Origin of the sequence: Streptomyces sp. NPDC047108 (genome assembly GCF_040643575.1) — a bacterium.
In the GTDB taxonomy this organism is placed as follows: Bacteria; Actinomycetota; Actinomycetes; order Streptomycetales; family Streptomycetaceae; genus Streptomyces.
The window spans coordinates 1-12,409 of the sequence record NZ_JBEYUP010000018.1; the positions used below are offsets into that span (position 1 = coordinate 1).

At 68.5% G+C, this 12,409-nt stretch carries 6 protein-coding genes and 2 pseudogenes; 3 read left to right on the forward strand and 5 right to left on the reverse strand.

From position 1 onward, the window contains the following. Window positions 1–938: 938 nt before the first annotated feature. Window positions 939–1,325, reverse strand: a complete 387-nt coding sequence (locus ABZ822_RS26230; RefSeq protein WP_360859427.1) for a BphX family protein — start codon at window positions 1,323–1,325, stop codon at window positions 939–941. Window positions 1,326–2,048: 723 nt separating this feature from the next. On the opposite strand from ABZ822_RS26230, the gene ABZ822_RS26235 reads away from it, so the two are divergent. Then, window positions 2,049–2,444, forward strand: coding sequence for an aminotransferase class IV (locus ABZ822_RS26235; RefSeq protein ID WP_360859126.1), 396 nt, complete (start codon window positions 2,049–2,051; stop codon window positions 2,442–2,444). Window positions 2,445–2,888: 444 nt separating this feature from the next. Here ABZ822_RS26235 and ABZ822_RS26240 read toward each other — a convergent pair whose 3' ends face one another. Together ABZ822_RS26240 and ABZ822_RS26245 are read right to left on the reverse strand one after the other, a co-directional pair. After that, window positions 2,889–5,204, reverse strand: a complete 2,316-nt coding sequence (locus ABZ822_RS26240) for a LuxR C-terminal-related transcriptional regulator (protein WP_360859129.1) — start codon at window positions 5,202–5,204, stop codon at window positions 2,889–2,891. 416 nt (window positions 5,205–5,620) lie between these two features. Beyond that, window positions 5,621–8,455, reverse strand: coding sequence for a SpoIIE family protein phosphatase (locus ABZ822_RS26245; RefSeq protein WP_360859131.1), 2,835 nt, complete (start codon window positions 8,453–8,455; stop codon window positions 5,621–5,623). A 906-nt stretch (window positions 8,456–9,361) separates the two neighbouring features. On the opposite strand from ABZ822_RS26245, the gene ABZ822_RS26250 reads away from it, so the two are divergent. After that, complete coding sequence (locus tag ABZ822_RS26250) at window positions 9,362–9,844, forward strand: GNAT family N-acetyltransferase (protein WP_360859134.1); 483 nt, start codon at window positions 9,362–9,364, stop codon at window positions 9,842–9,844. Between the two features lie 410 nt (window positions 9,845–10,254). Further along, window positions 10,255–10,476: pseudogene (locus ABZ822_RS26255) on the forward strand (DUF2267 domain-containing protein); the annotation flags it as partial. A gap of 46 nt (window positions 10,477–10,522) precedes the next feature. On the opposite strand, the pseudogene ABZ822_RS26260 reads toward ABZ822_RS26255, so the two are convergent. Then, window positions 10,523–10,733: pseudogene (locus tag ABZ822_RS26260) on the reverse strand (DUF664 domain-containing protein); the annotation flags it as partial. A 70-nt stretch (window positions 10,734–10,803) separates the two neighbouring features. Continuing rightward, a complete protein-coding gene (locus tag ABZ822_RS26265) occupies window positions 10,804–12,126 on the reverse strand; it encodes a PP2C family protein-serine/threonine phosphatase (RefSeq protein WP_360859137.1) in 1,323 nt (440 codons plus the stop codon). Window positions 12,127–12,409: the final 283 nt, after the last annotated feature.

The following is a 12,409-nucleotide window of genomic DNA, read 5'->3' on the forward strand; positions in this document are numbered from 1 at the left end:
GCCGCTCGGCGCCCCCGCGTGAGGTCACCATGAGCACTGGCCTGGCGACCGTCCAGACCGGCGGACATCGCGGAGCAAGACCCGATCGCAGCTCGCAACATGACGCGGATGCCGGTCCACCGCCGAGCCCCACCAGGCCCTACGATCTGCGCCGCACCCTGAGAGTGCCGCAACACGGCCGCCGCGACCCCGCCTTCCCCCGGGACCGCGGCACGCTCCGGCGCGCTACCCGAACCCCGCAAGGGGCCGGTCACCCTACGGGCCGGACCAGATGCCGACGCGCTGAAAGGTGAAGCCCGGGGGCCGGGAACCAAAAGGCCCTGGAAACGTCGCCCACGCTGCTCGACACCGACGATGACCCAACCGCGCCCCGGCCACAACACCAGATCGTCACACACACGTCGCACCACCACCCTGGGCTGCTCCCGCCACGCCTCCGTCCGCTCCCTGGAACGGTACGCACGGCCGGGCGTGGACGCCGTCGCCCGGCAAGTCGCCAGCCAGGACCCCGCTGCGCGGCACCGAAACTGACGCTTGTCGTGCAGAAGCCCATCTCGGATCAGACGGGTCGTCAAAAGACTTGACAGCAAAACCCCGCTTTTCGTTCCGTTCCTACCGGGACCCCAATGCCTCCCCTACGGCACCCAGGTCGCCCGTCGACCCCAGGGCCGGGCCAGGTGTTCCAAGAGCCGGTCCATCGCTGCATGCACCGGTATCCGCCCGGCACTGGCGGGATCCACCGCAGGAGTACGAGAAAGACGACTCTGCAAGCTTATGCGCACGCGCAACGATCAGCGTCCCGCCGAGCACCACGAGTGCTAAGCCACCCGCAGCGCGTCTCAGCCGACGAGTGGCCCCCTGGGGAGGCGTTCGGCACACCAACTACTCATCGCGCGTTCCTTTCCAAGGCCGTCGAATATGACGGCATGATCCAACGCTCACTGTGTGTCACTGCTGCGCCGATGGCGGAGCTGAGCGATTCCGAATGCTGGATGTCCGGCGAGCAGGATGAGTGGGGCGGCATAGGTGCCGACGACATCCCCTGTGACGCCGAGATGCTCGTGTTCCCGGTGATCAGTTACAGCGAAGTAGAGCATGGCAGTTGCATGGAGAAGATTCGAAACGATGGTGTAGTCGATCAGTGGCCGGTATCGAATGGGGTTTCGCGCACCCCAGATAAGAAAGACACCCAACGTTCCGTATATTGCGTACAGCATGTACTCGAACGAGGTCAGACGGTGAGGCTCTCCCCACACCCAACCGCCGGCCCCCAAAAGCACCAAGGCCGGGTAGACAACGCAGTAGCCAGCTCCCACGACGGCCATAGCCACGGACGATCCCGTTGTCCTGCCGCCTGCCGGCGCAGCCTCCTTACCCACTCGCACTCCCCCTCAACTCCCGATGCCGACTACGCGGCCGCCGCGCCTGTCGCCCGACTTCCCTGCGGACCGCTCATGGTCACGAATCGGGTCGGAACGCGCAGGCCCGGCCGCTGTGAGGGCTCCATGGACGATTCCGTAGCTTACCCAGGCTGGGAATCGAGGTAGCTCTCCAACGGCAGTCTTGAGTAGCTCAGCTCGTTGGCAGCGCCCGTAAAGGCGATGGCGGTGTCGCGGCGATCGACGCGATCTGTGGCGCGCTTCTGGAAGAGAGGAGCCTGGGAACGTGCCCCGTCACGGCGAGCGTCAACTCCTGATCCACCGGCGTCGTGACCACCCGCGCGTTGCTCTCTGGAAGGCCACATCGAGCGTCGGCGACGGAGGAGATGACCGCCCGTCAGACGTCAAGGGTGCACCTGGTCGGTGAAGGTGGGGGCACGTAGCCGGCGTGTCGCTCTCCGCCGAGGTCTGCGCCCGCATCAGGCCCCGCGCCCTGCCTTTCGAACCAGCGCGCACCTCCTTCGTCATTCCTTCGGGTGGGATCCGACGGCTGTCGCAGTCGATGTTCGGCAGGATGCCCTGTGGGATGCCCCGGGGCAGGAGCCCTTGTGGCAGGCGAGGGATCAGCCTGCTTCGGAGACCGGGCCGGGCTCTGCCGCGCGCAGGTAGGTGCTTCTGTGTTCTGCACGTGCTGCTTCGAGGAGTTGCCGAGCAGGCGGGATACGACGACGCACTGCTCCTGGACTTCCGCGGCCGGCTCGCAGAGCCACCGGAGCCAACCTCTTCCTGCTGATCGACGACGAACTCCATACCCCGGTCCCCGACTGCTTCCTGAACGGCATCACCCGGCAGACAGTGATCGGCCTCGCCCGCGATCTCGGCATCACCGTGCGAGAACGCCACCTGGAACCCACCGAACTCGACAGCGCCCAGGAAGTGTTCCTCACCGGGACCGCCTATGAAGTCCAGCCCGTCCGCGCAATCGACGACCGAACCTACCCCGTGGGAAAGGTCACCCGCTCACTCGCCGAGGCCTACACACATCTCGTCCGCGCCCCCAAGTGACAAACCCACCCGGGTGTCGCCCGCGCTGCTCGGCGCCGAGGACGAGCCAGGCACCTCCCGGCCGCGGCACCGGATCCTCGCGCAGGCAGTGCCCCGACGCCGGTGCGACCCCGGGGGGAGAGAGAACGCCCCAGACGTCACGGGACCAGACCGGCCAGGAACCGGCCCATCCCGACTGCTGCAGCCCCGAGGACTTCCTCCAGCAGACGGCCGAAATCGCTCTGCCCCATCCCCGTTGTCCTCCCAGCCCGATCGCGCCCGGGAGTACGGACGACACTTCCCCGGTGAACAGAGGCGAAGAGAACCCACGGCAGAGGACCCACCTGTCTCATGCGGTGATCGCGGACTGGGGCTGCGGGAGTGACACCTGAGGGCCGTACAACCCCGCGGCCGACCGCCGGGAGTTCACGGCGCCCGCCGTGTCCCTCACAGCGCGGTCCCGGGTCAGGCGGGTTCGCGCCGGGTGTACCAGGAGGCGATCTGGGCGCGTGAAGTGAAGCCCAGCTTGATCAGGATGTGTTCGACGTGCGCCTCCGCGGTGCGCTGGGACACGACCAGATGGTGGGCGATCTGTTTGTTCGACATACCCTGAGCCACCAGTTCAGCGACCTGTTCCTCGCGCCTGGTCAGTGGACTCGGCACTGCTCCGCCCTTGGCAGTGACCGGCCCCTCGCCAAGACCGAGCGCATACCCGACGGTCTGCTCGAGGTCGAACTCCAGACCACGGGCAATAGCCCGCTGGAAAGCATCCTCGCCCAGACCCTGCTGCGCCCGGACGGCGAGTTGATCGGTTTGCGCATCCCAAGGCAGGAAGCCTCCGGAGAGATCGTAGGACTTACGCAGGCGGGTGTGTGCTCCCAGGAGCACACACCCGCGCTCGAGATCTCCGGAGCCAAGCGCGGTCCAGGCCAGCACCATGACGGCCTGGCCTATCCCCACGGTGTCACCGAACTGCCTCTTGATCTCCATGGCTTCGCGTGCATGCGCGGCAGCGGTAGCCTGGTCGCCTTTGCCGAAGTCCGCCACCGCACGCGCCACCAGAGCCCACGAGCGGTAGGAGATCTCCCCGCATGCGGCGCTGCGGCGGAGTATCGCCTCGCTGGCCGCTATCGCCCCCTCGTACTCCCCGCGCATCGACCGGACCATGACCAGCGCAAGCCATGCATCGCACGCCTGGGGGTCCTGAGCGTACTCCGGGTACGTCAGTGCCTCCTCGGCGAGCGCACCCGCCTCCTCGGGGTCTTCCCGCGTGGCGGCCAGGGCGAGGTTGCCGCGAGCGAAGCCCTCCAAGAAGGGGTCACCGACCTGCCGGGCCAGGTCCCGGCACTCTTCGAGAGCCGCGTGACCGGTAGCCGTGTCTCCCTGGATGGCACAGATGATCCCGTGGGCCCGCAACGCGCGGGCCCGGGCGGGTGTGGGGCGGGAATCCAGCGCCAAAGCCCGGTCCAGCCACAGCCGAGCCTCGGTGAAAATCCCGGACATGTTCCAGGGGACCATGGCCGCGGTCATGCGCAACGCGGCCTGACCTTCTGTCGGGGCGGTCAGGCAATTCGCGAGGGCCACCTGCAGGTTGGCGTGATCGCGATGCATACGCCGCGACCAGTCGAGCTGCTTCGGGCCGTACCACTCGCCCTCCATCCGCTCGACCAACTCCAGATACCAGTCCCGGTGCCGGCGGGTCATCTCCCCCTCCTCACCGGCTTCGTGCAGCCGCTGCCGACCGTACTGCGCCAACGAGTCGGGCAACCGGAACCGGACACTCCCCGCCAACTCCTCCCGCGTCAGGACCGACTTGTCCACCAACCCCGCCACCGCATCAAGGACCTTCCCGGTCGGCAAACGGCCGTCGGAACAGATACCTTCGGCCGCCTCGAGTTCGAAAGGGCCGGCGAAGATCGTCGCGCGGGCCCACAGCAGCCGTTCCTCCGGCGAGCACAACTCGTAGCTGTCGGAGACGGTGGCCAGAAGCGTGCGATGACGCGAAGGGGTGGCCTGGTCGATCGACTCCAGGAGCCCGAACTGGTCATCGAGCCGCCGCAGGATCTCGGCGGCCGACATCGTCCGGGTGCGGACTGCCGCCAGCTCGATCGCCAGCGGCAGTCCTTCCAGCCGGCGGCACAGACGTACCACGGTCGGCCAGTTCTCCTCGGTGAGGGAGAAATCGGTGACTGCTGCCGCCCGCTCGGCGAACAACGCAACGGCGGAAAACTCCGCCAGGGCGGTGGGCGCAAAGCGACTGGGGCCCTCATCGTTCACTGCGGGGACGGGCAGCGTAGAGACCGGCTGCACATGCTCACCCGTGACACCGAGACGTTGCCGACTCGTCGCCAGGACCCGCACGCCCGGATCGGCTCGCAGCACACTGTTGACCAACTGCGCACAGGCGTCCACGACGTGCTCGCAATTGTCCAGGATCAAAAGCAACTGCCGGCCACGCAGAGAGCGGCAGAGGGCCTTCGTCACGTCCCCACCGGACTGCTCCTGGACCTCCAGCGCCTCACCCACCAGAAAGGGAAGCAGGTCGCCCTCGCGGAGCTGGGCAAGATCCACGAAACGGACCCCGTCCGGGAACGCTCTACGCATCTCGGCAGCCATCCGCAGAGCCAAGCGCGTCTTCCCGACACCACCAGGCCCGACAAGCGTCACCGCCCGGGCCCGCGACAGGAGAGCCTTTCCCTCGGCCACCTCGCGCTTCCGCCCCACGAAGCTCGTCAGCTCGAGCGGCAGATCACCAGGGCACTCCTGCTTCGCAGCACCCACATATTCACGCTACGCACCTTTTGAGCACTACGCCAACGCGGAGCACACGGCCTGACAACGACCTCGCGCAGCCCGGGCCGGCACGCCAAACGCCCCGAGGAATGACGATCGGCCACCACGCAGGAGCGAAGTCACCAACGTAACGACGGACATCCACGGACCGCCCATCAGCGGCCCCCCAACCCACACACCGCACAAGACCGCCAGGCCGGGCCGGTGACAGTCCGACTCGGCCATGTACCTCCCGAACACCAGAAGCCAAGCGCGACGAACCCCCGAGAAGCAGCCGCACACGCCAAGGAACACGGCACGGAATACCCACCAGGCCGCACGGACCCGGACCCGCCGGCAACTCGCCATGGAGGGCGTGGTCTTCCGTACTGTTTCATTGGGACTTGGCAGGTCCGCCGCCTCGCTCAGATCGCTTCTATCGGCAAGGCGGCGTCGAAAGCGACAGGGCGATTGCGCAGCGGTTTCAGGGGCTGCTCAGTCCAGATGATCTTGCCGTGGGCGCCGTAGCGGGTGCCCCAGCGCTGCACGAGCTGAGCGACCAGGTAGAGGCCGCGACCGCCCTCGTCAGTGGTGTGGGCACGGCGCAGATGGGGGGAGGTACTGCTGCCGTCGGAGACCTCGCAGATCAGTGTGCGGTCGCGCACGAGACGCAGTGTGATGGGCTCTCCGCCGTAGCGGATGGCGTTGGTGACCAGCTCGCTGGTTGTGAGCGCGGTGGTGTACGCCAGCTCTTCCAGGCCCCACCGGGTCAGTTGTGAGATCACCTCGCTGCGGATCCGGGAGACTACGGCGGGCTCGGCGGGCACGTCCCAGGTGGCGACGTGATCGGCGTCCAGGGCCCTGGTGCGGGCCACGAGAACGGCGACGTCGTCGTCGGGGTGCGTGGTCATCAGTGCGTCCAGTGCCAGGCAGGTCTGCTCCGGAGTCCGGGCCGGGTGGGCGAGCAGCCTGCGCAGCTGATCGAGCCCCAGCGCGACGTCCCGATCGCCGATGTGCTCGAGCAGCCCGTCCGTGTAGAGGACCAGCAGGCTGCCTTCGGGCACATCGACCTCAGCGGTCTCGAAGGGGTGGCCGCCCAGGCCGAGAGGGGGTCCCGCGGGCAACTCCAGGTACTCCACGGTGCCGTCGGGCAGGACCAGGGCCGGCGGCGGGTGGCCGGCGCGGGCCAACGTGCAGCGCCGCGTGGTCGGGTCGTAGACGGCGTACAGGCAGCTCCCGCCGATGATCTCTTGGCCTGCGGTTTCCCCCTGGCTGCCCTTTTCCGCCTCCTGCTGGTCGAGCTGGAGCCGCGCGACCAGGTCGTCGAGGTGGGCAAGGACCTCGTCGACGGCGAGATCGAGAGAGGAGAAGTTGTGGACCGCGGTGCGCAGCCGGCCCATGGTGGCGGCGGCATGCAGGCCGTGACCGACGACGTCGCCGACGACCAGCGCGACCCGCGCGCCGGACAGCGGGATGACGTCGAACCAGTCGCCACCGACCCCGGACCGGGCAGGTAGGTAGCGGTGGGCTGCCTCCACAGCGCGTTGTGCGGGTAGCCCACGCGGCAGCAGGCTGCGCTGCAGGGCCAGGGCCACGGCGTGCTCGCGGGTGAAGCGGCGGGCATTGTCGATGCACAGCGCTGCCCGGCCGACGAATTCCTCGGCCAGTGAGAGGTCGTCGTCATCGAAGGGCTCCTGGAGGCGGGAGCGGTAGAAGCTGACCACGCCGAGGACCGTTCCGCGGGCCCGCATGGGCACGGTGATGAGTGAGTGGACTCCGGCGTCCAGGACCTTCTCGCCGCCGCTTCGGTCGTGAGCGAGCCACCCCGCGGCCTTGACCAGCTCCGGCTCCAGGACGGGATCCTCGCTCGTGAGGGACCTGGCCTGCGGTGTGGACGCGGCGAAGGTGACCAGGTCGCCCGCGGCGTAGAGCGGGGAATCCTCATGGATGCCGGTGATCGCTGCCCGGCGCAGCGGGCCGTCCACGCGGATCGGCTCCTCGCCGAGCAGGACCGCCGGCGGCAGGTCGACGGCGGCGAAGTCGGCGAACCGGGGGGCGACCAGTTCGGTCAGCTCCTCGGCGGTCCGGGTCACGTCCAGTGTGGTGCCGACACAGGCACTGGCGTCGTAGAGGAGTCCCAGACGCTCGCGGGCCCGTGCGGCGAGCCGCACGATGCCGGGCTCGCCCACCGCGAGCAGCCACGGATCGGTGCGAGTGGACGGCTCGGCAGGTGGGCCGGTCGCGGGGAAGGCCGCCATCTCAGGTGATTCCACGACAACGGGCCTGCCGCGGGGCGAGGGGAACCGCGGGGTGGTGTCTGGTGGTGCGGCCTCGTGCTCCGTCGGGGTGAGGCGATGCATGACACCGGGAGGGATGACGGCCTCGACGGCGAAGCCCGTGACGCCGGAGGGGCTGGTGACCGGTCGGCAGTGGAGGACAGCGGTACGCCCGCGCGGGAGCTGCACTTCGGCGAGACCGGCCCGCCCCAAAGAGATCAGCCCATCCGCGCTTTCCTCCAGAATCCGCTGGTCGTGGCTGTCGAGCATGTCGGCCGCCGGAGTCCCTGGCCTGACCGGTCCGCCGGTCGTCGTCCGGCGGCGGGCGGCGTGTACCGCCTGGAGCAGGGCGCGTTCGCGGGACGTGGCGCGTCGCAGCAGCTGCGTTTCGATGTCGTGGGCTGCATCCAGGGCCATGGCCAGCATGGAGGACTGGGAGTGAACGCGCAGACACGTCAGGTCGAGCACCCCGATGACATGTCCGCTCAAGGGGTCGCGCACGGGCGCGCCCGCACAGGCGATGTCTCGCCAGTGGTCCGAGTAGTGCTCTCGACCGCATACGAAGGCCGGCCGCCGCGTTGCCAGGGCTGTGCCGATCCCGTTGGTACCGATGACCTCCTCGGGGATGGCGAATCCCGGTGCGAGCTGAATGGAGTCGAGATACCGATTGAGCGGTGGCTCGCCTACCCGGCGCTGGAGCACCCGGGCGTGTTCGTCGCTGAGGAGGACGGTCATCCGGATGCCCGAAAGGCGGGACTCCAGGTCTTCGAGCACGGGGCGGGCGGCGTCGGCGAGAGTGAAGACGTCGTCCGGATCCTGCTGGTAGGGGAGGTTGCCGCGGTGGTCCGGCTCGAGGCCCAGGGACCGGCACCGCCGCCAGGAGGCCTGGATGGGGTCGCGCACCACCGACCCGACCGGCATACCGGCTAGGAGCCGCTCGTGGGCTTCGGAGAGGGCGGTGACGTCGTGCCAACTGACGGTCACTTGGTCCACTCCTTCCTTTCACGTACCAGAGACCGGGCCGGTTGCGTCTCTCGAGACGCCTTGACCAGTCAGTACTGAACGGCATCCTGGGACCGCCTCGGCACGTACCCGCGAGCGGGCGACCGCGTGCGGCCGACGGAGCTGCCCCGTCCCAGGTCACGGCCTCACGGATCGGCGCCATGCGGCGGGGTCACCGTCGCCTGGCCTACGGGGACGGCATTCTCAAGAAGTGCACATCGCAGGCCGGTCATGCGCCGCCAAGAGAGAGCCACGGCACGTCTTCCCGGAAGCGGTGCGCGCTCCCTGCTTATTGGACTGCGCATATCTCCGTGCTTCTTGAGACTGCGCATATCTCCGTTCAGACTATATCCGCCATATGGCCGTATTTGCCCGCCGTCCCACCGCTTTGCCTCCGGAGCTGCAGCGCCCTGTAGACGGCCATGGGCCAGCAGGTCACGGCCCGTCTCGCCCTCGCGGCAGGCGCCCGCCCCCCCGTCAAGCGCGGCGAGGGCCTGCGGGCAGCCCCCTGGCGTGATCGCATGCGCGCGGATATGGCGTACGCATCTCGGAAGAACCGCACTTACCTGCGCAAAGGCCTGCGATCGTCTGCGCCACGCGTCGAGTACGGCATCAACCGCTACAGAGGCACCGGGCCTGGCCACCAGATACGCGAACCCGCGGTCCGCTACGAGACGACGGTTCTCGTCGCGGCCATCGGCGGGTGGCTGTGACCGGCGATTCGCGAAACACCCTGGCTGCTATGGTTCGGGCCATGGAGTGCTTTGCCGCCTGGCGTACCCGTCACTGAGGGCCCTGCTCACCGCCGAATCCATCGGCCAGGAGCGGGCCGACCGATGCCCTTCTTCTCCCCGGGTATCAAGCCCTCAGCCCGAAAGGCGCACTTCCATGCTCATTCGCGCGTTCGTTCAGCACGACGTGGCTCCACTCACCGAACTGACCATCGAAACGTTCCGGCCGTTCTACGAGGACTCCTTCCGACCCTTGGTAGGCGAGGTCGTCTTCACCAACCAGCACGGCAACTGGCGCGACGACTACCGCAAACAGGTCGCCGAGCTCCATGCACCCGAACAGCACGCGTACGTCGCGGTCGCCGAAGCCGAAGACGGCATCGCGGGCTACGTGGCGTGGAGCGTCGACCCCGCCCGCAGGAACGGCAGTGTCACGATCCTCGCTGTCTCGGCCAAGCACCGCCGACACCACGTGGGCACCGCCCTGTGCGAGCACGCCTTCGAACACATGCGAACCATCGGAGCCGAAGTAGTCGAGATCGGCACCGGAGGAGACCTCTTCCACGCACCCGCCAGGGCCCTGTACGAGAGGCTCGGGTGCACCCAGCTCCCGGTCGCTGTCTACTACCGGCAGCTCTGAGCCGACGCCGCTCCGGGACGGGTGCCCTCACGCGCCCGTCCCGGACTCGGCGAGTGCCATCCAGTTCCACTTCCGATACACGTCATGGTGCGGCTCGCAGCATGCCGGTCCGCCATGGGACGAGACGGGGGCAGGGCGGTAGAGGGTGACCGGGTAGGTGTCCCGCCGGGGTCTGGCCGACCGGAAGCCTCAATAGCTTAGCCGCTAAGTCACCTTGGTGGGCGAGCCCGCACAGCGGAGGCGGGGCCAGGAGGACGCTGCGCACCGGCCCGCCTGCCGGCCGTCGTGCATCCCTGTCCAGCCTGAGCAGTGAATTTTCATGATCAGTGCCGAGTTCGGCCCGCGAGAGGCCGGTGCCGACCGCCGTCGTCGAGCGCCTCACCCTTGCCGCGGCTGGTACGCCGCACGCCGCACACGTCCCGGCCACCGAACACCTCACTGGCTGGGGCTATGTGAAGGACCTCGCCGACCGCACCGGCGGCACCCCCGCGACCACCCGCTGGGACGTCGGCGCCGTCCTCACCATCGTCGCCGAACTCGCCGGACACGCAGCCCTCACCCGCATCCTCACCCAACTCCCCAGCGGCTACGCCCTGCTCCTCGGCCGAGCCCAACTGATCCAGGCCGCCTGACACACACGGAACAGGGGCGGGCCCCGCCGCGCGGGAGCGGCGGCCGGAACAACACCGCCAGCCAGGTGTGCTCGGTCCATCGCATATGGCTGATGAGCCCGGCCATCGTCATCGACGGTGAGGTCGGGTTGACGGAGAGGTGCGCGTCCACCTCGCTCGGGCGGTCACACTTCCACCTCAGGATCTGCCGGTGCAGATCCGACCCAGCGGATGAGCGCGGTGCGCTCAGCGGCCTGCAGGGGAAATGCTCGTGCCACCCCGGTACGTTCGTGGCAGGAGCATGACTGCGAGGTGTTCACCCGAGGAGTCACTGGGGCCAGTGGTCGGTCAGCTCTCTTCCTGATCGTCTCGAGCGCCCCACGCGGGGGTGAGGGCATCGGCGGGTGCGCTGCCCGGCGGCAGCCCGGCCAGCGCTTCGACGTCCGCCACTGGGTAGGGGGTCGGTCCGTTCCACTCCACCAGCAAGACCGTGGCGTCGTCGTCCAGCTGACCGTGGTGGTAGTCGAGGTGGCTCCGGATCAGTCGTCGCAGGGTCTCCGGGACCGGCAAGCCGTCGTGGTGGTGGCGGATGAGGAAGTCGGTGAATCGAGTCAGGCCGAACTCCTCTCCCCCGGGGCTGCGGGCCTCGGTGATTCCGTCGGTGTAGAGGACCAGACGGTCGCCCGGTTCGAGCTGGTCGTGGCAGAGCGTTGCTCCGGCATCGATTCCTGTGCCCATCGGAGGTGCGGGCGGGCAGGCCAGGGTGACAACAGTGCGGCCGCCACGGATCACGACCGGCGGGTGGTGTCCGCGGTTGACCCAGGACAGGGAACCGGTCGCGAGATCCAGGGTCGCGATGATGCCGGTGGCGTATCGGCTGCCGTGGAACTCCGCGGTGAGGACCTGGTCGACGGCTTCGGCAGTCTCCAGAAGCCCACCGTTCTGTCGCCGGTGATTGCGGCAGGCGGCCACGGCGAGGTTCGCGGTGAGACCGGCCGCGATGTCGTGGCCCATGGCGTCGAAGACGCAAAGGTTGACCTTTTCCCCGGCAATGCCGTAGTCGAAAACGTCTCCGCTCACCTCGTAGGCGGGCTCCATCACGGCGCTGATGAGCGCGCGGTCGGTGGCAAACGTGCGCGGGGGCGTCAGCCGCCACTCCATCTCAGCAGCCACACCCATGCGCCGGCGGCGCACCAGGGTGGCGTACGAGTCGCTGGTGCCACGTTTGCTGACCATCAACAGGGCGATCAGCCCGGCGAGTTTGCGCAGGTCCTGCGCGTCCTCCGGGTGGGCATCGGTGCCTGCACGGACCCGGAGGACGCCCAGGCGTTCCGTGCCGTCGAGGAGCGGGACCCACCACTGCCCAGATGAGGCGGGTGTGGCCGCGAGGACGTGGCCCGTCTGGAAGGCGCGGCCTGCGAGCGTGCCTTCCACGCGGAGTGCGGCCGGCCTGTCGTCGGAGCCGCCAGCCCGTCCCTTTGCGTCGGTTTCCTGTCCGCTCAGCAGGTACAGCGATTCCTGCTGCAGATCCGCCAGATAGATGAGCACCTCTGGCCATCCCGCCCGTGCCGCGTGCTCGGTGACCAGGTCCGGGATCTGCTCCAGCGTGGTGAGGTGCGCGGCGGACACGATGTCGCCCACCATGCGCCCATGGGCCTCCAGCCTGCTCATACGGGGCACCTTCCTCGGAACAGCGCGTCACCCGCCGGTGAGTACCAGGCCGGCGGCTCGTTCGGTGTGTTCCCCGCGGGGCGCCCCGAACCGGACCCGTTGTCCGCCGTCCAGGGGAGGGCAGGGGCCACTCTGCCCACGGGGGCGGGTCGCGGACGGCATGGCGTTGGGGCCATGATCTGCCCACCGAGTTGGCGCAGGGTTCTACCGTCTGACATCAGAGTCTGACGACGATCTGGCGAAGGTCCTCGACGGTGCCCCTTGGGCGCAGGGAGCACGAAAT

What these genes read in the sequence shown, in the direction of transcription:
- ABZ822_RS26230 (WP_360859427.1), bottom strand. Translation starts at nt 1,325, where the DNA reads ATGGCCGTCGTGGGAGCTGGCTACTGCGTTGTCTACCCGGCCTTGGTG.
- ABZ822_RS26250 (WP_360859134.1), top strand. Translation starts at nt 9,362, where the DNA reads ATGCTCATTCGCGCGTTCGTTCAGCACGACGTGGCTCCACTCACCGAA.
- ABZ822_RS26265 (WP_360859137.1), bottom strand. Translation starts at nt 12,126, where the DNA reads ATGAGCAGGCTGGAGGCCCATGGGCGCATGGTGGGCGACATCGTGTCC.